We start from the raw sequence: 21668 nt of genomic DNA, 5'->3' as shown, positions 1-21668 counted from the left end.
GGCGGGCCGCCAGGGGTCACTTAATCGGTTCCGGGTCGGTGACGTCGGCGAACGTGCCGGACAGCCCGGCCACCGACGCGTCGGCGTCGACCGCGACGGCCACCCCGTGCTCGCCCGCGCCCAGCGTGATCTCCCGTCCGCGCAGCCGCTCGTCGGCGATCACCGGCCACGGCTTGAGCGACCCGTATGGCGTGATCGTCCCGCGCTCGTACCCGGTGGCGGCCTTGGCCTCGCTCGCGTCCGGCATGGACAGCCGGGACACGCCGAGCAGCGCCCGCAGCTTCGGCCACGAGATCACCCGATCGCCCGGGACCAGCACGAACAGGAAATCGTCGTCCCCGCGCCGGACCACGATGGTCTTGACCACGTCGGGGATCTCCACCCCGCGGGCGGCGGCGGCCTCGGCGAGGCTGCGCACCGGTCCGTGCCGGATCACGCGGTGGTCGAGTCCTGCGGAGGCGAGCGCGTCGAGTGCCGTACCGGTCATGTCTCGCACCCTATCCCGCGTGCCGCCACTGTGACCCAGCTCATAGAACGAGCGTTCTCCCTCCTCTTGAAGGCGAGCCGCGTCAGGCGTAAGTTCCCTTCTAGATAGAACGTTCTGTCTACTAGACGAGGAGTTGGCCGGCCATGACCGCCCCCGACACGATCGTGCTGATCCACGGACTGTGGATGACCCCGCTGAGCTGGGAGCACTGGGTCGAGCACTACACGAAGGCGGGCTACCGGGTGCTCGCCCCGTCCTGGCCCGGCCTGGAGGGCGGCGTCGAGGCACTGCGCCGGGACCCGTCGCCGCTGGCCGGCCTCGGTGTCGGCGAGGTGGCCGACCACTACGAGCGGATCATCGCCGACCTGGGCACGCGGCCGATCATCATGGGCCACTCGTTCGGCGGCGCGCTGACGCAGATCCTGCTCGGCCGGGGCCTGGGCGCGGCGGGCGTCGCCATCAACTCCGGCCAGGTCAAGGGCGTCTACCGGCTGCCGTTCACGCAGCTCAAGGCCGCCTCGCCGGTGCTGGGCAACCCGGCCAACCGCAACAAGGCCGTGCCGCTCACGCCCGAGCAGTTCCACTACGCGTTCACCAACACGCTCACCGCCGCGCAGTCCCGCGAGGTGTACGACCGCTACCACGTGCCCGCCGCCGCGCGGGCGCTGTTCCAGGGCGCGTTCGCCAACCTCGACGCGAAGTCGCCGCTGGCCGTCGACGTGCGCCGCGACGACCGCGCGCCGCTGCTGTTCGTCGCGGGCGGGGCCGACCACATCGTGCCCGCCTCGGTGAACCGGGCCAACCACCGCCTGTACCGGCACTCGTCCGCGATCACCGAATACCAGGAGTTCCCCGGCCGTAGCCACTACACGGTCGGGCAGGACGGCTGGCAGCAGGTGGCCGACTACGCGCTGACCTGGGCCGTGCGCAACGCGCGCTGAGCCGAGGTCCCTACCCTGATCGGGTGACCGACATGACCGTACGGCCTTCCGCGGCCCGCGAGCGCCTGCTCGCGGCCGCGGCGCAGGTCTTCTACGCCGAGGGCATCCACGCGGTCGGCGTGGACCGGGTGATCGAGCGCGCGCAGGTCACCCGCGCCACCTTCTACCGCCACTTCCCCGGCAAGGACGACCTGGTCCGCGCGTACGTCGAGCACGCCGACGCGGCGATCCGCGCCCGCCTCGACGCCGCCCTGGCGCACACGCCCGACCCGTACCAACTGCTGGGTCTGCTCGTCGAGGGCATCGGCGAGGAGATCTGCGCACCCGGCTTCCGGGGCTGCCCGTTCATCAACGCCGCCGCCGAGTTCCCCGATCCGTCCCATCCCGTGCACCGGGCCGTGGTCGCGCACCGCGCCTGGTTCCGGGCCGCGCTGGTCCAGCTGCTGACCGCCATGGCGTACGCCGACCCGCAGCGCGGCGCGGACACCCTGGTCATGCTGCGCGACGGGGCGATGGTCGCGGGCTACCTCGGTGCTCCGGAGGCAGCCCGCGACAACCTGCGGGCCGCGGTGGGTGCGTTCATGCCGCGCCCGTGACGTGCAGGCCCTTCAGCCGACGCGCAAGGCCTCCAAGTCGGTGCGGGCCCGCAGCGTCGCCCCGGCCACCACGGCCAGCAACGCCACGACGATCAGCCCGGCACCGCTGACGGCCGCCACCTCGGTCCAGTCCGCGAACCAGGCGATCGAGCCGACAGGCTCGGACACCATCCCATCCGAACAATCCGCGGGTATGCACATCGTCACCTTCCCCTCCGTGATGTCGGGCAGGGCCAGCCACGCCATGGCCGCGCCGAGCACGACGGCACCGGGCAGCGTCACCGCGACCGGGACCAGCGCCTGCCACAGCACGGCCCGCACCAGCACCCCGCGGCTCACGCCGGTCGCGGTGAGCGAGGCGAACACACGCCGCCTGGCCGCGACGGCCTCCAGCAGCCCGAGCAGCACGCCCGCCGCCGCGATGAGCGCCGCACCGCCGACCGCCACATCAACCAGTTTCACGGTGCTGTTGAAGAAGTCGTCGCTCGCATTGGGCACGATGATCACGTTGCCGGTGAACTCGTGGACCCACGATTGCGGCTCGCCCTCCGCCGCGAGCTTCGCCTGGGCGAAGGCGCGCAAGGCACCCGCCGCCCCGGCCACCCAGGCGCAGACCACGAGCACACCGACGGTCCGGCTGCCGGTCCACGGATCGGCCTGCAGCCGTCGGGCGGCCAGCAGTGCGGCGGGTCCCTGCCCGAGCCGGTGCAGCAGCCGGCCACCGCGATCGCTGAGCCACGCCATGCTGAAGACCAGCCCGGCAGCGGCCGCGATGCCGCCGGCGAACAGCGGGGCCGGTTCCGGCCACGATCCGCCGAAACTCACGCCGACACACACATAGGCTGCGAGGCCCGCCACGATGAGTACCAGCGGCCAAGGCTTGGGCCGAGCGGGCTCGACCGCCCGGGCCACGTCCAGGGGTGACTCGTGGACCCGGCGCAGCAGCACTGCGGCGACCAGCGCGGCGGCCACCGGCAGGCCGAGCACGATGAGCGCGAGCACCCCCGGTGACGGCAGGACGTCGGTCGGCAGCCATAGGCGGTCGTTGTCCTGCCGGTGCAACGCGACCCGGGAGGCCAGGTAGACGGCCAGGCCGATGACACCGCCCAGCGCCGAGGCGACCCCGGTCTCCGCTGCGGTGATCGTCGTGACCTGCCGCGGCGAGGCTCCGGCCAGGCGTAATGCGGCGAGCCGCCGGGCCCGGCCGGGTGCGCCGATGCGCCCCGCCTGCGCCGCCAGTGCGAGCACCGGCATGCACACCACCGCCAGGATCGCCCCGGTCATCTGCCGCAGGTCCAGGTGGTTGAGCAGGAGCACCTGGTACTGCGGCTGGGCCGCGTCGATCGCCAGCACCGTCGCCGCGACCAGCAGCACCGTCGCGGCCAGCGCGGCGGTGAGCACGGTCAGCACGACCCGGAGCCGGTCGGTGCGCGTACCGGCCAGCGCCAGCCGCAGCAGCACCGACGGCCTCATGCGGGCACTCCGATCGCGACGCCCAGCCCGGTCGGGTCGACCTCGCCGTCACGCAGCACCAGCTCACGCTCGGCGTACGCGGCGACGGTCGCGTCGTGGGTGACCACCACGACGGCCGTGCCCTGCTCCCGGGCGACCCGGGTGAGCAGCTTCATCACCAGCTCGCCGGCCAGGGAGTCGAGAGCTCCGGTGGGCTCGTCGGCGAACAGCACGACGGGTTGGGTGACCATGGCGCGGGCCAGCGCGACCCGCTGCAACTGCCCGCCGGAGAGGCGGCCGGGGACCTGCTCGGCGGCCTCCGCGACGCCGAGCCGAGCCAGCCAGGTGGCCGCCGCGGCCATCGCCGCGCGGCGCGAGCCGCCGCCGAGCATCAGCGGCAGTGCGACGTTCTCGGCGGAGGTGAGCTCCGATATCAGGTGCCCGTGCTGCAGCAGCACGCCGAACTGCGTACGCCGCAACTCGCTGCGGTAGGGCTCCGCGGTGTCGTCGATGCGGTCGCCCCGGAAGCGGACTTCGCCGCTGTCGGGCGCGAGGATGCCCGACAAGCAGTGCAGCAGGGTGGACTTGCCGCAGCCGCTGCGGCCGCGTACGGCGACGATCTCGCCTTCGTGCAGGTCGAGGTCGACCCCGCGCAGGGCGGGCTGGACGCCGTAGGTTTTGGTCAGGTCACGGGCGGTCAGGATCGGGCTCATGATTGCACCTCCCGGTGCAGATCGGCGACGCGGTGCAGCGCGGTCTGCAGCCAGCGCAGGTCGGCGTCGAGGTGGGTGAGGGCGTAGTCCACGGCGATGAGGTCGCCCACGGTGAGGTCCTGTTCGGACTTGAGCCGGGTCAGTTCGCGCATCCGGCTGGTGTGTGCCTGCTGCTGGGCGCTGAGGTATGCGGTGGCGCGGGCGGGGTCGGCGACGAGCAGCGCGACGACGACCTTGCTGAGCAGGGCGGCGGCGACGTACGGCGCGGGCGCCTCGATCTCGGCGAGCCACGCCTCCAGCGCGGCGCGGCCGTCGTCGGTGATGGCGAACGCGGTGCGCTCCGGCCCGCCTGCCTGGTCCTGCCCGGCCTGGGTGACCAGGCCGTCGCGTTCGAGCCGGCCCAGCGTGCTGTAGACCTGTCCGAACGCGAGCGGCTTGGCGCGGGGCAGTCGCTGGTCATAGGCGTGTTTGAGCTCGTAGCCGTGTCTCGGCCCCCGCGCCAGCAGCCCCAGGAGCACATAGGACGCTGTCATGGCGGTAACTATTCACCGAGTGAATAGTCGACGTCAAGAGACTCCGTCGACCAGAATCGGCGGGCCTGTAATCGGGTGCGCCCGGACCGACAAGTACCCGTCGACAGAGTGGTAACGGAGGTGCCCATGGGAGAACCCGAAGATCGGCTGGCGGAACTGTTCCGCCGACATGCCGACGACATCCACGCGTACGCGGCCTGGCGCGTCGGACACCAGGAGGCGTCCGACGTGGTCGGGGAGGTGTTCCTGGTCGCCTGGCGCTCGCTGGGCCGGGTCCGGGCCGGGCAGGAGCGGGCCTGGCTGTTCGGCGTCGCCCGCAACGTGGTGCTGGCCCGACGCCGTCACGGGGCGGCGTCGGCGGACCTGCGGGAACGGCTGGCCACCCTGGCCGTGCCCGAGGACGGGCCGGACCGGCTCGCCGACGACGTCGCCCTGCGCGACCAGGTGCGCCGCGCCCTCGACGCGCTGACCGAGCGGGACCGGGAGGTCCTGGTCACCGCGTCGTGGTTCGACCTGAGCCCGGCCGAGGCGGCCCGGGTGCTGGGCGTGTCCCGGCCGACGTACCTGGTGCGGCTGCACCGGGCACGCAACCGCTTCCGGGCGGCATACCTGCTGATCACCAAGGCCGAGGCGGACGTCCGGCCGACCGTCGCCGACCCGCTGGCTGTGTGAGGAGAGAGCATGGACATCGACGAACTGGTGCGGGCCGCCCGGCCGCGCACCGCGCCCGGCTGGGCCCGCAGCGAAGCGGGGCAGCGGGTGCTGGACGGCGTGATCGCGGCCCCGCCGAGCCGAAACGGGGCGGTCCGCGCGACGCCTGCCCGCCCGGCCCGCCGCCTGCTGCTGGCCGGGGCGCTGCCCGCGGTCGCGGTCGCCGCGGCCGGAGCGGTCTTCCTGAGCAGCACCACGAGCGATCCGGTGCCGCACACCAACGGCCTGGCGCCCACGACCGGCTCCGCGTCGCCGCAGGCCAGCGCCGTGCCGAGCCCGACCCGCGCCGCGACGCCGCTGACCGCTCGGCAGATGCTGCTGGCAGCGGCGGAGCAGAGCGCCGCGCACCCGGCGGGAAGCGGCCGCTACTGGGTGGTCCGGAAGGTCAATGGCAACCCCGTCGAGGTCGGCCCGCCCGGCCGGCGGTACACGATCAACGATCGGCGGATCATGGAGGAGTGGAACGCCACCGGCCCGGTCGACCCGAGCTTCCTTTTGATCCAGCGCGACGCGGGCGCGGGGCCGGCCACGGACGCCGACCGGGCCGCCTGGGAGGCCGACGGCAGTCCGACCCAGTGGACCGTGCCGCCCTCGTCGCCGGGAACGGACCCGGTCGTCATCGGCGCGGCCGCCGGTCCCTGGATGCGGCGGCCGAACACCGGCTCGCGGCCGGATGTGCCGGGCGCGATCCAGTACTACCTGGGGGGCAGGGCGTACACCGTGGCACAGCTGGCGGCGCTGTCGACGGATCCGCGGAAGCTGGCCCGCCAGCTGGGCGGCATGATCCAGGCCGGTGGGATCGAGGTGCCCGGTAACCACTCGCTGTTCCAGGCGGCCAAGGATCTCGTCGCGTATCTGCCGGCGCCGCCGGAGGTGCGGGCCGCCGCATACCGGGTGCTGGCCGAGATCAAGGGGACGCAGTCCCTCGGTGAGGTCACCGACCAGCAGGGCCGCGTGGGCCAGGCGGTCGCGTTCGTCCGCCGCGATGACGGGGGCCGCTGGTACCAGACCCGGCTGATCATCGACCCGGCGACCGGACAGGCCCTGGCCGAGGAAGTCTGGGATCTGGGCTCGGGCGCGAAGCCCGGGAAGACCCCGAAGCTGCGGTTCTACGATCTGATCGCGCGCGCCGAGTTCACCGACGAGGACGTCCCGGCGACCGGCGACCGCTGACGGCACGGGTGGCGGCGACGGTGCAGACCGTCGCCGCCACCCGTGTCCGCGCAGCTCGCGAGGGTTGTCGAGCCCAGCCGGCGGCCTGCGGTCGGTTACGCTGCGCTGCGTGTACACCGTGCGGCAGGCGGGCCCGGACGATCTCGCCGGGGTACGCGCCGTCGCGCGGCGGTTCGGCAACCTCGGGCAGTGGCCGCACCGCCCCGACTACCTAGACCGCGAACTCGACAACGGCCGCCTGACGGTCGGTCTCGCCGACGGTGACGTCGCCGGCTTCGGCGCGACGTTCGCCCGCGGCGGGCTGACCCACCTGGCAGACCTGTTCGTGCTGCCCGGACACCAGTCCTCCGGCCTGGGCCGCACCCTGCTGACCAGGCCGCTGCCCGTGGACGCGCCGCGGGTCACGTTCGCCTCGTCGGACCCCCGCGCTGTGGCCCTCTACATCCGCCAGGGCATGCGCCCCATCTGCCCGCTGCTCTACCTGCGCGGCCCGCTCTCGGCCCTGCCCGCCATGGCGGCCGCCTCGACCCCCGGGCCGGGCTGGGCCGCCGTTGAGCAGGGCCGGGCTGCTGCTCCGGCGGATCGGAGTGTCGGGCCGCGAGACCGGTCCGCCGCGTCCGCTGACCGGGGCGACGAGTCCTGGGACCGAGCCGCCGTGGCGGCGCTGGACGCGGACGCCTCGGGCGGCCACCGGGACGCCGACCTGGGCTGGTACGCCGCACTGCCCGGGGTGACCACGGTGCACACCGGCACCGGCTACGCCATGGTGCGGGACACCCGCGACGGGGTGCAGGTCGGCCCGGCCGGTGGGCAGACCACCCGGCACTGCGCCGACGCCGTGCTCGTGGCGCTGGCCCGGCACCGCGCGGCGGGCACCGCGACGCTGTGCCTGTTCGGGCCGAACCCGCTGCTGCCCGTGCTGCTGGAGGCGGGGTTCACCATCGCCGACATGGACGTCTTCCTGTCCAGCGGCGCCGATCCGCTGGCGCTGGACCGCTACCTGCCCCACCCGGACCTGGGCTAGCGCGGCTACATCGCGGTTCCCGCCATGCGGTCAGACGTCGAGCTGGGAGTTGCGTACCGCCCGGGAGGCGTCGGAGCACAGGTAGGCGATGGTGTCGGCGATGTCGGCGGGGGCCGTCCAGCCCTTGCGGTCGGAGTCGGGCATGTCGGCCCGGTTGGCGGGGGTGTCGATGACGCCGGGCAGGATCGTGTTGACGCGCACGCCGTCCTTGGCGTACTCGGCGTGCAGTGCCCCGGCCAGGCCCAGCACGGCGGTCTTCGCGGTCAGGTAACCGGCCGCGCCGCTGAACGGCTTGCGCACGGATTGGCTCGACACCAGCACCACCGCGCCGCCGCCCGCCCCGACCAGGTGCGGCAGCGTCGCCTGGCAGACCAGATACGACGGGCGCAGGTTCAGTCGCAGCAGCCGCTCGAACTCCTCGACGGGCGTCTCGTGCACCCGCTTGCCCATCGCGAACCCGCCCACCAGGTTCACCACGGCCCGCAGCGGCCGGTCCGGATCGGCTGCCGCCTGCGCCGCACACGCGCCCACCGCGGCGGCGTCGGTCAGGTCCGCCCGCACCAGCACGAGCCCGTCGGCCCCGGTGGGCAGCCGCGCCAGCTCCCGCTCGTCGTGCCACGGCACGACCACGCGCCACCCGCGTTCCAGCAACGTCGCCGTCACCGCCGACCCCAACCCACCCGTGCCGCCCGTGACCAGCGCCGTCCCGCCCATACCTCGCCCATCCTCACGCCTCACACCCGACTCGCCGGTCCAGGTTAGAGCACGCCGATCGAAGGAAGGGCGCCTCGCGGTCAGGCGGTGTCGGTCAGGTGGGCGACGACGCGGTGGGTGAGCGCGTCGAGGGCGGCGATCTCCTCGTCGGTGAGCAGATCGATCATGTGGCGGCGTACCGAGGCGACGTGGTGCGGGGCCGCCTCCTCGATGGCCCGCAGCCCGGCCTCGGTGAGCACGATGATCGAACCCCGGGCGTCGCCCGCGCACTCCTCCCGGTCGACCAGGCCGCGTTGCTGCATGCGGGTCAGGTGGTGCGACAGCCGGCTCTTGGACCAGAGCATCGTCGTGGCCAGTTCGGTGAGACGCAGCCGGTGCGGGGAGGCCTCCGACAGGTTGGACAGCACGTCGTAGTCGGCGTCGGACAGCCCGCTGTCCGCGGCCAGGTCGCGGGTGATCTGCAGGTCGAGCAGGGCGCGCATGCGCCGGTAGCCGCGCCAGGCGCGGGCCTGCTTCTCGTCCAGCCAGCGGGGTTCGGTCACAGGGTCACCATACCCTCTTGTTGACATGTCACCAACACTGCGGCTAGCTTGGTGACACGTCAACAAACGAACGTCAGGAGCCCGACATGCCCCGCCTCAACGTCGTCGTCGCCTCGACCCGCCCCGGCCGGATCGGCCACGTCATCGGCGACTGGTTCGCCGGCGTCGCGGCCGCCCACGGCGGCTTCGACGTGCGCGTGGTCGATCTCGCCGAGCTCGACCTGCCGTTCCACGACGAGCCCGGCCAGCCGGTGGACGGCGGGCCGTACGCCCACGAGCACACCCGGCGCTGGAGCGAGACCACCGCCGCCGCCGACGCGTTCGTGTTCGTGACGCCGGAGTACAACCGCGGCTACAGCGCGCCCCTGAAGAACGCGCTGGACTACCTGTACCGCGAGTGGCACCACAAGCCCGCCGGCTTCGTCAGCTACGGCATGTCGTCGGCCGGCATGCGTGCGGTCGAGCAGCTCAAGCCGGTGCTCGGCGCGCTGCGCATGGTGCCGCTGGCCGAGTCGGTCAACATCCACCTGCGCCAGGTCGTCGACGCCGAAGGCACGTTCGTGCCGAACCCGGCCATGGCCGCCGCCGCCCAGGGCATGCTGGACGAGTTGCGGCTGATGGCCGAGCTGATGACCGCCGCCCGTGTCGCGGCCTGACCGGGGCCGGGCCATGGCGGAACTGATCGGGCGGCCGACACCGCCCACGCGGAACGAGGTGCGGGCATGAGCGAGCAGGACCGGCTGTGGCAGGTCATCGGGCGCAGCGGCCGGGGTGTGCTGGCCACCGTCAAGCGCGACGGGCGACCCCAGCTGTCCAACGTCGACTACCTCGCCACCGGCGGCGTGATCCGGTTCTCCAGCACTTCCGGCCGGGCCAAGGTGCGCAACCTGCGCCGCGACCCCCGGGCCAGTTTCTACGTGACCACCCCGGGCGGCGGCACGTACGCGGTCGCCGAAGGGCTCGCGGAGCTGTCCGCCACCGCGGCCGACCCGTACGACGCGGCCGTGGAGGAACTGGTCGGGCTGTACCGGGACATCCGCGGCGAGCACCCCGACTGGACCGAGTACCGCGCCGTGATGGTCGCCGACGCCCGTCTGGTCGTCCGCATCCACGTCGACCGCCTCTACGGCTGGCTCGGCTGACCCGCCCCACCCCGCCCACCCCGCCGAACCGCGGCCCGCGGCGCCCGGACACCCCGCTAATGATAGACGCTGGCCTATCTGGTCGAAAATTCGTAGATCAAACTCGACGGGATAGGCCAGCGTCTATGGCAAATGGGGGCCTGGGACCCCGCTCGACGCGCCGGATCGCCGGGCGCGGTCGCCCGAGGCGTGCCAGGCTGGGGGGTATGGACGAGAAGCAGATCTTCGCGCGGATCGACTCGCTGGTCGCCGAGGAGCACGACCTGCGGACCAAGCGCGTGCAGGGGGCGATCGACCCCGAGACCGAGTCCGCCCGGCTGCGGTCGCTGGAGGAGACGCTCGACCAGTGCTGGGACCTGCTGCGCCGGCGCCGTGCGCTCAAGGACGCGGGGGAGAACCCGGACGACGCGAAGGCCGGCGACGTCAAGCAGGTCGAGGGCTACCTGCAGTAGAGGCGAGGTGAGGGTGGGCGCGGGGGACCTCCGCGCCCACCCTTGGCCGTGCCCGGCCGCCGCGTACGATGCCCGCGGCGGCCGGGCACTGCTCAGGCGACGGCCACCGGCTCCCCTTCGGAGTCGGTGCCACGCCGGGGCGAGTCCTCGTCGACGAAGTAGTCGTCGTGGGCGGTCCCGTCGGGCCCGTCGGTGACCTTGCCGGCCCGCAGCACCAGCGTCGCCAGCGCCGCCACGACGAGGTTGACCAGCACCGCGACGAACCCGACGTAGATGGTCGCCTTGGTGTCGAAGCCGAACTTCTCCAGCGGGAACGCCGAGCCGGCGAAGTGCATCCGGCCGGTCGCCGGGTTGGCGATCTGGTACAGCATCCACATGCCCAGGCCCATGCCGGCCGCCCAGCCGGCGATCAGCGCGCCCTTGTGGAACCAGCGGGTGAACAGGCCCAATGCCACCGAGGGCAGCGTCTGCAGGATGATCACGCCGCCGATGAGCTGCAGGTCGATGGAGAACTGCGGGTCCAGCAGCACGATGCAGAGCAGCGCGCCGACCTTGACCACCAGCGAGGCGACCTTGCTGACCTTGGCCTCCTGGGCGGGGCTGGCCTCGCGGTTGAGGTACTCCTTGTAGATGTTGCGGGTGAACAGGTTGGCCGCGGCGATCGACATGATCGCGGCGGGGACCAGCGCGCCGATGCCGATCGCGGCGAAGGCGACGCCCGCGAACCAGTCCGGGAACTGCTTGTCGAACAGCACCGGCACGATGGTGTTGGTGTCCACCGAGCCGGGGTTCGCCCCGGGCAGCGGCTTGACGCCGGCGGCGATCGCGGCGAAGCCGAGCATCGCGAGCAGGCCCAGCAGCAGCGAGTACGCGGGCAGCGCGGACATGTTGCGCTTGATCACGTCGCGGTTGCGGGAGGCGAGCACGCCGGTGACCGAGTGCGGGTAGAGGAACAGCGCCAGCGCCGAGCCGAAGGCCAGCGTGATGTACTGCAGCTGGTTGTTGGCGTTCAGCAGCAGCCCGTCACTGGCCGCGGGGCTGGCGTCGTATTTGGCCTGCGCCGCGTCGAAGATCGCGCCCCAGCCGCCGAGCTGCGACGGCAGCCAGAACACCGCGACCAGGATCACGATGTAGATCAGCGTGTCCTTGACGAACGCGATCAGCGCGGGGGCGCGCAGCCCGGACTGGTAGGTGTACGCGGCGAGGATCGCGAACGCGATGATGATCGGCGCGTGCCGGGCGATGGTGGACTCGCCGGTGACGCCCATCGTCTTGAGCACCGCTTCGATGCCGACGAGCTGCAGCGCGATGTAGGGCATCGTGGCGACGATGCCGGTGATCGCGACGAGCAGCGCCAGCGTCGGCGAGCCGAACCGGGTGCGCACGAAGTCGGCGGGGGTGACCAGGCCGTGGCGGTGCGAGACTGACCACAGCCGCACCAGGACCAGGAAGAACAGCGGGTAGATGATCACGGTGTACGGCACCGCGAAGAAGCCCATCGCCCCGGCGCCGAAGACGAGCGCGGGCACGGCGACGAAGGTGTACGCGGTGTAGAGGTCGCCGCCGACGAGGAACCAGGTGATCCACGAGCCGAAGTTGCGCCCGCCCAGGCCCCATTCGTCGAGGTGTTCCATGGTGTCGGGCCGCCGCCACTTGGCGGCCACGAAGCCGAGCGCGCTGACGCCGACGAACAGCACCGCGAACACGATGATCTCGGTGAGATGGTCACGCCACATGGTCAGCCCTCCCTGCTGCTGCGGCTGGCGGGGATCCGGGGTCCACCGGCGCGGCGCTTGGTCATCCGGTAGACCAGCGTCGTGGTGGACACACCGACCAGGATGTATGCCAGCTGCTGCCAGTAGAAGCGCGGGAAGCCGAGCAGGTCGGGACTGGACGAGTTGTAGAAGGTCGTGATCAGCGGCAGTACGATCGGAACGATCAGCAGCCAGTTCCAGGGACTGTGATCGCGATCGCCGGGTCGCCGGTCGGGTGCGGGTTCACCCATGGCACGTGCCTCCTCGCACGAAGGGACGGATCAACGGTGCGAGGGAGGATACGCAGGCCCGGCCAGGTGACTTGCCGTTCGTCGCCCTGACACGCGCCGAACGGCGTGTTCGGTGCGCCGAACGGTTGGTGGCGTACGCCTGAAGGGTCCACTGGATCTGGATCACACTCGCGTCACCTGCGTGGTGTAGGGCGCGGCACTGTTGGGTAGGGTCCTCGAATGCCCGCTGTGCCACCACGTGTCCTCGCTGACCGGTACCGGTTGCTCGAACCTCTCGGCCAGGGCGGGATGGGCATGGTCTGGCTGGCCCGCGACGAGACGCTGCACCGCGACGTCGCGGTCAAGGAGGTCGTGCCCCCGGCCGGGCTCACCGAGGACGAACGCGCCGAGATGAACGCCCGCTCGCTGCGGGAGGCCCGCGCCATCGCCCGGCTCAGCCACCCCAACGTGGTGCGCATCTTCGACGTCGTCACCGTCGACGGTCGGCCGTGGATCGTGATGGAGTACCTGTCGGGCAGGTCCCTCGCGGCGCTGATGGTCCAGGAGGGCAGGCTCGCTCCCGCCAAGGTCGCCGACATCGGGCTGGGCGTGCTGGCCGCGTTGCGGGCGGCGCACGGCGCGGGCATGCTGCACCGCGACGTCAAGCCCGGCAACGTCATGCTCGGCGAGGACGGCCGCGTCGTGCTCACCGACTTCGGCCTGGCCACGCTGCCCGGCGACCCCGCCGTGACGCGCACCGGCCTGATCCTCGGCTCGCCGTCGTACATCTCCCCGGAGCGCGTCGAGGGCGGCGAGGTCGGACCCGCCGCCGACCTGTGGTCGCTGGGCGCGACGCTCTATGCCGCGGTCGAGGGGCAGTCGCCGTACGCCCGGCCGAACGCCATGGCCACGCTCGCCGCGCTGGCCACCGAGGAGCCGGCCCCGGCGCGTCTGGCCGGGCCGCTCAAGCCGCTGCTGGCAGGACTGCTGCGCAAGGATCCGCGCCTGCGCATGACCGCGGCCGAGGCCGAGCAGGTGCTGCTGCGGGTGGCCGTCGGCCGCCGCGGAGCCGCGGGCTTCCTCGGTGGCGTACGCCCCGGGGCCGTCCCGAGCCAACGGCGGAAGACCACGCCTCCGGCACCACCCGCACGGGCTGCCGCCGCTGCCGCTGTGCCCGACGTCGAGCGGCCCGCCCGGACCCTGCCCGACCCGCAGCGCCCCGCCGAGCCGAAGCAAGCCGTCGACGCGAAGCCCGTCGCCGAGGCGAGGCAGACCACCGCTGCCGGCGGCGGTCTCGTGGCGTCGGCGCCAGGGCTGGGCACGGCACCGGCTGCCGCGCCGGCGTCCGGGGCCGCCGCCGGGGGCAAGCCGAAGGGCGCCTCCGTCGCGCCCGTGCAGCGGACCGGAAGCGACTCGGAGGATCGGGCTGTCGGCGCCGCACCGGTGCCGGCCGCATCGGACGGCGCGCTGGTCGCGCGTTCCCGCAAGGGCCGTGCGATGACCCTGGTTGCGGTAGCTGCCGTCGTGCTGGCGGTGCTCGCGGTCGTGATCGTGCCGCGCCTGGGCGGCAAGCCGCGTGGCAACGTCGCAGCAGGTGGTTCGCCGACGGCATCCGCGAGCCCGTCGGCGGACGCGTCGCCGAGCGGGCTGCCCTCGCCGTCGCCGAGCGGCCTCGTGCTACCCGACGGTTGGCACATGTATCGCGACCGCACCGGGTTCGCGGTCGCCGTGCCGCGCACCTGGCGGGTCGTCCGCAAGGGCACCATCGTGCGCTTCGAGGAGCCCGACGGCGGCCGGCTGCTGCTCATCGACCAGTCCGACAGCCCGAAGAAGGACCCGGTCGCGGACTGGACGCGCCAGGAGGCCCGCCGCGTCGCCGCGGGCGACTGGAACGACTACCGCAAGGTGCACATCGTCAAGGTCGACTACTTCATCGCCTGTGCGGACTGGGAGTTCACCTACCGCGGCAACTCCGGGCGGATTCACGTGATCAATCGTGGGTTCGTGACCGGGCCGAAGCAGGCCCACGCCATCTACTGGTCGACGCCGGAGTCCCAGTGGCAGGACAACCTCGACGAGTTCGCCCTGATCACGGCCAGCTTCGAGCCCAACCCGGTGTGAGAACCGGTTTGCCCGGTGATCTTCGAGGTGGGCATACTCCGCACATGACCGAGGCATACACGTCCGCGCTGCTGCTGGTGGGGGAGAAGGACGAGGAACTCACCGCGCTGCTGGACCGGGAGCTGACCGCGTTTAACAACGCCGCCGTCGGCGTGTACGAGGAGCGCTCGCTGTCGGTGCGGGTGACCGGCCCGGACGGCACGGTGATCGCCGGGCTCACCGGCTGGACCTGGGGCGGCAGCGCCGGGATCTCGATGGTGTGGGTGCGCGCCGACCACCGCCGCGACGGCTGGGGCGGCCGGCTGCTGGCCGCCGCCGAGGACGAGGCCCGTGCCCGCGGCTGCGACCGGATCAGCGTCTCGTCGTTCTCGTTCCAGGCGCCGGAGTTCTACCGCCGCCACGGGTACGTCGCATCCGGCCGCACCGAGGGCTACCCGGGGGACGCCTCCGACGTGCATTTCTGGAAGCGGCTCGACGGGCCGGCGGTCGCGCCGCGGCTGCGCCTGGTGGCGGTCGTCGACTATCCGGCCGGTCACGAGGAGACCGTGCAGCGGTATGAGGACGACGTGCTGGCCCTGCTGCCCCGCCACGGCGGCCTGCTGGAGCAGCGGCTGCGCGGCGCGGAGGCGGAGGTGCACGTGATCTCGTTCGCCTCACGCACCGGACTCGACGACTACCTGGCCGACCCGGACCGCGCCAAGCTGCGCGCCGAGATCGGCGACCTCGCCCCGAACGCCCGAGTGCTGACGGTCACCGAGGTCTGAGCGGTAGGCAGCCGCCGATGCCCGTCGGGGTGACCTGACTCACCGAACGTCACACAGCGCGGGATGCGCGGTGTCTTGAGGCCGCACCTTTGCCGACGGAGGAGAGGCCATGGCTGAGAACACCCAGCTCATCGCTGATGGTGCCGGAGGCGCGCCGGCCCGGCCAGCCCGATCTCCGGTTCAAGGACCGCCCGCGCCACAGCCCGATGACCGTGGCCGCGCCATCGCCGTCACCCAGTGGGGGCTGGTTGCCGCCGGTCTGACGGTGGCTCTGGTGATGCCGTTCGCCGGACCCGGCGCCGCCACCGTGGTCGGCCTGCTGCTGCTGACGATCCCGTTCGCGGCGATCCACGGGATCCGCCGCTACGGCTGGCGGCGGTTCCTGACGTTCTTCGTCGTGAGCTACGTGGTCAGCAACTTCTTCGAGAACCTCAGCATCATGACCGGGTTCCCGTTCGGTGACTACCACTACACGGGCAGCGTCAAGCTGTTCCACGTCCCGATCGAGATCGGCCCCATCTACTTCGGCCTGGGCTACATCAGCTGGCTGACCGCGTCCACGCTGCTGGACCGTGCCGACGAGAGGCTGAACTGGCGTGAACGCACCGGGCGGTTCAACACCTTCGCGTTGCCGGCCCTATCGGCCGCCGTGATGACCATGTTCGACGTGTCGGTCGACTCGCAGGCTTCCACCGTCAACCATGTCTGGATCTGGGAGGACGGCGGCGGTGTCTTCGGTGTTCCGTACACCAACTACCTCGGCTGGTGGCTGGTCACCTACCTCTTCTTCCAGATCTTCGCGCTGCTGCTCGCCCGCCCCCAGACCCGGGCCGGGAAGCCCGGTGCCGCCGTCAGGCCCGGATCACTCCTGCAGCCTGTGCTGTTCTACCTGGGGACCGGGCTGGCCTCGATCTCGACGTTCGTCACCACGGATCCCGGCACCGTCGTCGATGCCGCCGGGGCAACCTGGGATCTCGCCGCGCTCAACGAGACGATGATGACGATCAGCATCTTCAGCGTCATCACCGTCGCCCTCCTCGCCCTGGCGAAGATCGCCCGCGGTGACACCCGCGCAGCCTGATCTGCTCGAGCGGTCCGCGTGTCGTACCGGATTGGCATCATGCGGTGACGGTCGGCGCGTGGGGAGGCGTCATGGACGTGCGAGTGGTGAGCAGGCGGCGTGCCGCGGCGTCGATCGAGGCGGCCTTTCCGGGGGCGGTCGTGGTCGACGTGACCTCGCGCGGGCCGCAGCCGTGGGTGCGGTTGAGCCCGTTCTACCCGCACGGCGGCATCCCGGTGCCGTTCACACCCGGTGTGACCAGTCAGTCCGTCGAGGGCGTCTGGCAGGCGCTCAAGGTGTTCATGCACGCCGATGTGGACCCGGCCAAGCTGGCCGTGACCGCGATGCGCGGCCTCAAACGCACCGCGGTGGCGTGCGGGCCGCCGCTCGGCCACCGGCGCGGTCTGCACGGGACGGTCCTGCTCGGCTACGAGCAGGCGCGCCGCGAGATCTACCTGCCGACGTACCGGCAGGTGCTGGAGGGTGCGGGCGCGCCTGAGGTGGCGCGGTTGCGTGAACTGGCCGAACGCGGCCCGGTGGTGCTGCTGGACTACACGCTCAACGGGGACCCGGCCGACCTGCGCACCCGCTGTCACACGCCGCGCTGCTGCGTCGGTATCTGCTCGGCGACTGGCCCTCGGTAGTCGACTGATTGCATTAAGTAACCATCTCGGGCATGCCCAGTTGATCGGACAGGAGCAGGAGGTCCCCGGTCCGGGGCTCGAGGAGGTACGCATGCGTCAGTGGGTCCGCAGGATGGCGTCGACCGCCGTGGTCAGCCTGTCGGCGGGGGTCGCGGGACTGTTCCTGCCCGTGCCCGCGCTGGCCGCCTCGCCCGACATCGTGATCAGCCAGGTCTACGGCGGCGGCGGCAACGTCGGCGCGACCTACACCAACGACTACATCGAGCTGTTCAACCGTGGCGACGCGGCGGTCGACGTGACCGGGTGGTCGGTCCAGTACGCCAGCGTCGGCGGCAGCAGCTGGCGGACCACACCGCTGGCCGGGGTCGTCCTGCCCGGCACGTACTACCTCGTCGGGCAGGCGGCGGGTGCCGGTGGCACGAAGCCACTGCCCACCCCCAACGCCACCGACGTCATCCCGATGAGCTCCACCGCGGGCAAGGTCGCCCTGGTCACCAGCCTGGCCGCGCTCACCTGCGACACCGGCTGCGCCGCGCTCGCCGAGGTACGCGACTTCGTCGGCTATGGCACCGCGGCGTCGTCCTACGAGGGCGCCGGGCGCGCGCCCACCCTGAGCAACACCACTGCCGCGCTGCGTGACGACGCCGGGGCCTCCGACACCGACGACAGCAGCGCCGACTTCACGGCCGGCGAGCCCACCCCGCGCAACAGCCCGCCGGTCGTCGGCGTGGCAGACCTCGCGATTACCAAGAACGACTCACCGGACCCGGTCACGGCGGGGCAGCAGATCACCTACGCCGTCACGGTGACCAACAACGGTCCCGGCGACGCGCAGGCCGTGAAGGTGACCGACACCCTGCCGACCGGCACCACGTTCGTGTCGGCCACCGCTTCCGCCCTCGGCTGGGTGCTGGACACGCCGGGCGTCGGCAGCGGGGGAACGGTGACCGCGACCACGGCCACCCTCGCCGACGGCGCGCAGACCACGTTCACCGTCACCGTGTTCGTCGACCCGGCGGTGACCGGCCAGATCACGAACACCGCCACCGCGAGCAGCACCACGACCGACCCGAACGGCGGCGACAACAGCGCCACGACGACGACCACGGTGGGGCAGCCGCCGTCGGCGAACCTGGCCGTCACGAAGACCGACGCACCGGACCCGGTGGCCCCGGGAGCGGACCTGACCTACACGATCTCGGTCGGCAACAGCGGTCCCGACGCCGCGCAGTCCGTGGTGCTGCGCGACGAGATCCCGGTGGGTACGACGTTCGTGTCCTTCACCCCCGCGGCGGGCTGGTCGCTCGGCACGGTGCCGGTGGTCGGCGGAACCGGCGAGGTGACCGCGACCAAGGCCGCCGTCGCCTCCGGGGAGACCGCGGTGTTCACGCTGGTGGTGAAGGTCGACCCGACGGCCACCGGCTTGATCTCCAACAGCAGCCGCATCACCGCCGACACGCCGGACCCGGTCGCCGGGAACAACCTCCACACCGTGACCACAGGCGTCGGCTCAACCGGTTCGGTGTGCACCATCACCGGCACCGCGCGCACCGACATCATCGAGGGCACCCTCAACGACGACGTCATCTGCGGCCTCGAAGGCAACGACATCATCAACGGCAGGGGCGGCAACGACATCATCTACGGCGGCCCCGGAAACGACCTGCTCAGCGGCGGGACCGGCAACGACGTGGTGTACGGCGAGGCGGGCAGGGACCTCATCAAGATCGATGACGAGGTGTCCGGCAACGACAACGCAGACGGCGGACCCGGCTTCGACCTGTGCAGCTCCGATCCGCTCGACGGGGTCCTGAGCTGCCCCTGACCCAGGGCATCCGACCGCAGGCGCGTCACAGCAGCGGCAGGTCCGGCAGCAGCGACGGCAGGATCGGCGGGAGCGAGGGCAGCAGCGGCGGCAGGCCCGGCAGGAGGCCGCCGGCACCCGGCGTGGGGCTGGGCGTCGGCGCTCCGGTCGGTGCCGAGGTCGGTGCGGTCGTGCCGCCCGCCGGACGCGGCGAGCTGCCGGGCGTCGGCGACGCGCTCGGCTGCGCGGTGACCGCGGCGAAGGCGGCCAGCAGGCGCATCAGCTCCGTGCGCAGCCGCTGGTGGTCCGACTTTTCGCGCACCTGGCCGAGGTGGTCCCAGGCCTGGCGGAGCAGCTGTTCGGCGTCGTCGTGCCGCCGCTCCTGCAGGGCACGGTCGGCCCGGGCCAGCAGTTCCTCCGTCTCCTGCGCGGCGACACGAGAGTCGGCACGCGCGGCGTACACGAGCTGCGTGACCGGCCACAGCGGGGTGCCGGGCTGCCCGGCCCCGGCCCCGACGACGACTCCGCCGCCGAGGACAGCCACGAGCAGCGCGGCGGCGAGCAGCAACCGTCCCGGACGCAGCCGGCCGCCGCGCACAGGTCGTGCGGTGCCGCCGCGACCGGGTGGCCGCGACGATCTCCGTGCGTCGCGCCGTCCCGTCGCGGGCTCGCCTGCGGTGATCACGTGGTCCGGGGCGGATGAGGCGACCGGTCGACCGGCGGCGGGGCGCAGCACGGCCGCCGCGGGCTCCTCGTGGGCTTCCTCGTCCAGGTCGATCGGGTCGGCCAGGGCGGCCTGCGCGGCGATGTCGAGGTCAAGGGTCGGCGCGAACGGCGGCTCGGCGAGGTCGGTGCGCCAGGCGGCCAGCATCCCGGCGAGCGGGTCGTCGGCATGGGCGGCTCCGCCGAGTCCGAGCCCGTCCAGCAGCGCGTCGTCGCGATCGAGCGTGCTCATGCCACCTCCTCGCTTCGCTCGTCGGCGGCATCGCCGAGCCCGCTGATTCGCTCGCGGTGCTCGCTCATGCAGGCCTCCTCTCCAGGGCCGGCTGCGCCGCGTCCTCGCGCAGGTCGCCGGCGAGCGCGCGCAGCCGGGCCAAGGCCCGGGACTGGGCGACGCGGACGGCTCCGGCCGACATGTTGAGGGAGACCCCGACCTCGTCGGCGGTGAGGCCGACCGCGACCCGCAGCACGATGATCTCGCGTTGCGGGTCGGGGAGCAGGCTGAGCAGGCGGGCGAGGCGGCGGGCCTGGTCGTTCTCCAGGGCCTGCTGCTCGGGCCCGGGGGTGTCGTCGGGCTGCTCGATCGGGTCGGCCTCGGCGCGCTGCGACGGCACGGCGGCCGTCAGGTGCCGCATCGCGGCGCGCTGGGCGTCGGCGACCTTGCGGGCGGAGATGCCGTACACGAAGGCGGAGAACGGCACGCCCTGCTGCCGGTAGCGGGGCAGTGCCTGCAGCAGCGCGATGCAGACGTCCTGGGCGACGTCGTCGGCGGTGGTGTACGCGCCGCCGACCGGCCCGAGCCGGGCGCGGCAGTAGCGGATCACGCCGGGGCGCACGTCGGCCAGCAGGGTGGCGGTGGCGTCGGCCTCGCCCCGGGAGGCGCGTGCCACGAGTTCGGTCTCCGACCAGGTCAAGGCGACGACACCTCCTCCCGGGTCCCCGACCGCCGCGCCGCACGTACGAGTACGTGCACCTTATCGGCCTGCGGCCGGGCACTGAAACCCGAGCCCGGACGATCGCGCGAAATTCTCGTGTAACACCGCGCGCCCCGGCAGCGATATGTGAGGGCGGACTACGGAGGGAGCGCGGTGGGCGTCGAGGTGCGGGTCGAGGGGCTGACCAAGTCGTTCGGGCGCACGCCCGTGTGGTCGGACGTCACCCTGACGCTGCCCGCGGGGGAGATCTCGGTGCTGCTCGGGCCCTCCGGCACGGGCAAGTCGGTGTTCCTGAAGACCCTGGTCGGGCTGCTGCGCCCGGACCGGGGCTCGATCTGGATCGAGGGCCGCGACCTGCCCGCGCTGCCCGAGCGGGAGCTCTACGAGGTGCGCAAGCTGTTCGGGGTGCTGTTCCAGGACGGCGCGCTGTTCGGGTCGATGGACATCTACGACAACGTGGCGTTCCCGCTGCGTGAGCACACCCGCATGACCGAGGCGCAGATCCGCGTGATCGTGGGCGAGAAGCTGGAGATGGTCGGCCTGACCGGCGCGGAGCGCAAGCTGCCCGGCGAGATCTCCGGGGGTATGCGCAAACGGGCCGGGCTGGCCCGCGCGCTGGTGCTGGACCCGCAGATCGTGCTGTTCGACGAGCCCGACTCGGGCCTGGACCCGGTGCGCACGGCATACCTGAACCAGCTGATCGTGGATCTGAACCAGCAGCTCGACGCGACGTTCCTGATCGTCACGCACGACATCAACACCGCGCGCACGGTGCCGGACAACATCGGGCTGATCTATCACGGGCACCTGGCCATGTTCGGGCCGCGGGAGATGCTCCTGTCGAGCACCGAGCCGGTGGTGCGGCAGTTCCTCAACGCGCAGCGGGTCGGCCCGATCGGGATGTCCGAGGAGAAGGACGCCGACGAGCTGGCCGCCGAGGCCGCCTCCGGCCGGCGTCTGGCCGCGCTGCCGCCGATCCCGGTGCAGTTGCGCCCCTCCGACGGCGGCCCCCGCCGCGCCGAGCGAGAGCCGGGCCGGTGGTGCGCCGCCCACGGGGTGAACCCGCCACCGGGCTCGTTCGAGCCACCGGCATACGAGGACCGGGCATGAGCGAGCGCAGCACGGGAGACGGCATGAGCGCGCCCAGCGAGGAGAA

Annotated in this window: 24 protein-coding genes; 14 read left to right on the top strand and 10 right to left on the bottom strand. The window is 72.5% G+C overall.

What is annotated here, in order from left to right; all coding sequences use genetic code 11:
• Window positions 1–16: 16 nt before the first annotated feature.
• Window positions 17–487 (bottom strand): aminoacyl-tRNA deacylase, encoded by a 471-nt coding sequence (locus tag HAV39_RS11805; protein ID WP_191839216.1) that lies wholly within the window; start codon window positions 485–487, stop codon window positions 17–19.
• Window positions 488–630: 143 nt separating this feature from the next.
• Here HAV39_RS11805 and HAV39_RS11800 point away from each other — a divergent pair, with 143 nt between their 5' ends.
• The gene (locus HAV39_RS11800; protein WP_191839215.1) at window positions 631–1428 is read left to right on the top strand and encodes an alpha/beta hydrolase; all 798 of its coding nucleotides are present in this window, start codon (window positions 631–633) and stop codon (window positions 1426–1428) included.
• 32 nt (window positions 1429–1460) lie between these two features.
• Window positions 1461–2024 carry a TetR/AcrR family transcriptional regulator gene (locus HAV39_RS11795; protein WP_191839333.1) on the top strand — a complete coding sequence of 188 codons (564 nt, stop codon included), beginning with the start codon at window positions 1461–1463 and terminating at the stop codon, window positions 2022–2024.
• Window positions 2025–2036: 12 nt separating this feature from the next.
• On the opposite strand, the gene HAV39_RS11790 is transcribed toward HAV39_RS11795, so the two are convergent.
• The 3 genes from HAV39_RS11790 to HAV39_RS11780 are packed head-to-tail and all read right to left on the bottom strand — an operon-like array spanning window position 2037 to window position 4722.
• Complete coding sequence (locus tag HAV39_RS11790) at window positions 2037–3497, bottom strand: FtsX-like permease family protein (protein ID WP_191839214.1); 1461 nt, start codon at window positions 3495–3497, stop codon at window positions 2037–2039.
• On the bottom strand, window positions 3494–4189 hold the full coding sequence (locus HAV39_RS11785) for an ABC transporter ATP-binding protein (RefSeq protein WP_191839213.1): 696 nt from the start codon (window positions 4187–4189) through the stop codon (window positions 3494–3496). The genes HAV39_RS11790 and HAV39_RS11785 overlap by 4 nt, the downstream gene beginning before the upstream one ends.
• A complete protein-coding gene (locus HAV39_RS11780) occupies window positions 4186–4722 on the bottom strand; it encodes a PadR family transcriptional regulator (RefSeq protein ID WP_191839212.1) in 537 nt (178 codons plus the stop codon). The genes HAV39_RS11785 and HAV39_RS11780 overlap by 4 nt, the downstream gene beginning before the upstream one ends.
• A gap of 126 nt (window positions 4723–4848) precedes the next feature.
• On the opposite strand from HAV39_RS11780, the gene HAV39_RS11775 reads away from it, so the two are divergent.
• From HAV39_RS11775 to HAV39_RS11765, 3 genes are all read left to right on the top strand, one after another.
• Entirely contained in the window at window positions 4849–5394 is a 546-nt protein-coding gene (locus tag HAV39_RS11775) for an RNA polymerase sigma factor (RefSeq protein WP_191839211.1), read from the top strand.
• 9 nt (window positions 5395–5403) lie between these two features.
• Complete coding sequence (locus HAV39_RS11770) at window positions 5404–6606, top strand: CU044_5270 family protein (protein ID WP_191839210.1); 1203 nt, start codon at window positions 5404–5406, stop codon at window positions 6604–6606.
• Between the two features lie 109 nt (window positions 6607–6715).
• A complete protein-coding gene (locus tag HAV39_RS11765) occupies window positions 6716–7630 on the top strand; it encodes a GNAT family N-acetyltransferase (protein WP_191839209.1) in 915 nt (304 codons plus the stop codon).
• 30 nt (window positions 7631–7660) lie between these two features.
• Here the strand turns inward: HAV39_RS11765 and HAV39_RS11760 are convergent, their stop codons facing one another.
• Together HAV39_RS11760 and HAV39_RS11755 are read right to left on the bottom strand one after the other, a co-directional pair.
• On the bottom strand, window positions 7661–8344 hold the full coding sequence (locus HAV39_RS11760) for an SDR family NAD(P)-dependent oxidoreductase (RefSeq protein ID WP_191839208.1): 684 nt from the start codon (window positions 8342–8344) through the stop codon (window positions 7661–7663).
• An 80-nt stretch (window positions 8345–8424) separates the two neighbouring features.
• Window positions 8425–8886: a MarR family winged helix-turn-helix transcriptional regulator gene (locus tag HAV39_RS11755; protein WP_191839207.1), complete on the bottom strand. Its 462-nt coding sequence runs from the start codon at window positions 8884–8886 to the stop codon at window positions 8425–8427.
• 86 nt (window positions 8887–8972) lie between these two features.
• Between HAV39_RS11755 and HAV39_RS11750 the strand changes: the two genes are divergently transcribed.
• The 3 genes from HAV39_RS11750 (at window position 8973) to HAV39_RS11740 (ending at window position 10480) form a co-directional block, all read left to right on the top strand.
• Window positions 8973–9542 carry an NADPH-dependent FMN reductase gene (locus tag HAV39_RS11750; protein ID WP_191839206.1) on the top strand — a complete coding sequence of 190 codons (570 nt, stop codon included), beginning with the start codon at window positions 8973–8975 and terminating at the stop codon, window positions 9540–9542.
• Between the two features lie 66 nt (window positions 9543–9608).
• Window positions 9609–10028 carry a PPOX class F420-dependent oxidoreductase gene (locus HAV39_RS11745; protein ID WP_191839205.1) on the top strand — a complete coding sequence of 140 codons (420 nt, stop codon included), beginning with the start codon at window positions 9609–9611 and terminating at the stop codon, window positions 10026–10028.
• 206 nt (window positions 10029–10234) lie between these two features.
• Complete coding sequence (locus HAV39_RS11740) at window positions 10235–10480, top strand: DUF2630 family protein (RefSeq protein WP_191839204.1); 246 nt, start codon at window positions 10235–10237, stop codon at window positions 10478–10480.
• 92 nt (window positions 10481–10572) lie between these two features.
• On the opposite strand, the gene mctP is transcribed toward HAV39_RS11740, so the two are convergent.
• Together mctP and HAV39_RS11730 are read right to left on the bottom strand one after the other, a co-directional pair.
• Entirely contained in the window at window positions 10573–12216 is a 1644-nt protein-coding gene (gene mctP / locus HAV39_RS11735) for a monocarboxylate uptake permease MctP (protein WP_191839203.1), read from the bottom strand.
• A gap of 2 nt (window positions 12217–12218) precedes the next feature.
• Window positions 12219–12485, bottom strand: coding sequence for a DUF3311 domain-containing protein (locus tag HAV39_RS11730; protein ID WP_191839202.1), 267 nt, complete (start codon window positions 12483–12485; stop codon window positions 12219–12221).
• Window positions 12486–12704: 219 nt separating this feature from the next.
• Between HAV39_RS11730 and HAV39_RS11725 the strand changes: the two genes are divergently transcribed.
• From HAV39_RS11725 to HAV39_RS11705, 5 genes are all read left to right on the top strand, one after another.
• Window positions 12705–14585, top strand: a complete 1881-nt coding sequence (locus HAV39_RS11725; protein ID WP_191839201.1) for a serine/threonine-protein kinase — start codon at window positions 12705–12707, stop codon at window positions 14583–14585.
• A gap of 44 nt (window positions 14586–14629) precedes the next feature.
• Window positions 14630–15349 carry a GNAT family N-acetyltransferase gene (locus tag HAV39_RS11720; RefSeq protein ID WP_191839200.1) on the top strand — a complete coding sequence of 240 codons (720 nt, stop codon included), beginning with the start codon at window positions 14630–14632 and terminating at the stop codon, window positions 15347–15349.
• Between the two features lie 277 nt (window positions 15350–15626).
• The gene (locus HAV39_RS11715) at window positions 15627–16430 is read left to right on the top strand and encodes a carotenoid biosynthesis protein (RefSeq protein WP_239120541.1); all 804 of its coding nucleotides are present in this window, start codon (window positions 15627–15629) and stop codon (window positions 16428–16430) included.
• Between the two features lie 71 nt (window positions 16431–16501).
• Window positions 16502–17053: a DUF6939 family protein gene (locus tag HAV39_RS11710; RefSeq protein ID WP_203736224.1), complete on the top strand. Its 552-nt coding sequence runs from the start codon at window positions 16502–16504 to the stop codon at window positions 17051–17053.
• A gap of 91 nt (window positions 17054–17144) precedes the next feature.
• Window positions 17145–18878, top strand: a complete 1734-nt coding sequence (locus HAV39_RS11705) for a lamin tail domain-containing protein (RefSeq protein WP_191839198.1) — start codon at window positions 17145–17147, stop codon at window positions 18876–18878.
• A 25-nt stretch (window positions 18879–18903) separates the two neighbouring features.
• Here the strand turns inward: HAV39_RS11705 and HAV39_RS11700 are convergent, their stop codons facing one another.
• Window positions 18904–19812: a hypothetical protein gene (locus tag HAV39_RS11700; RefSeq protein ID WP_191839197.1), complete on the bottom strand. Its 909-nt coding sequence runs from the start codon at window positions 19810–19812 to the stop codon at window positions 18904–18906.
• A gap of 64 nt (window positions 19813–19876) precedes the next feature.
• Complete coding sequence (shbA, locus tag HAV39_RS11695; RefSeq protein WP_191839196.1) at window positions 19877–20491, bottom strand: RNA polymerase sigma factor ShbA; 615 nt, start codon at window positions 20489–20491, stop codon at window positions 19877–19879.
• A gap of 174 nt (window positions 20492–20665) precedes the next feature.
• Here shbA and HAV39_RS11690 point away from each other — a divergent pair, with 174 nt between their 5' ends.
• Complete coding sequence (locus tag HAV39_RS11690) at window positions 20666–21622, top strand: ABC transporter ATP-binding protein (RefSeq protein WP_191839195.1); 957 nt, start codon at window positions 20666–20668, stop codon at window positions 21620–21622.
• Window positions 21623–21668 lie beyond the last annotated feature (46 nt).

The sequence above is a fragment of the Catellatospora chokoriensis genome, assembly GCF_011297315.1.
In the GTDB taxonomy this organism is placed as follows: Bacteria; Actinomycetota; Actinomycetes; order Mycobacteriales; family Micromonosporaceae; genus Catellatospora; species Catellatospora citrea.
The sequence above is the reverse complement of the archived record's forward strand: the minus strand, read 5'-3'. Positions and strand labels throughout refer to the sequence as shown.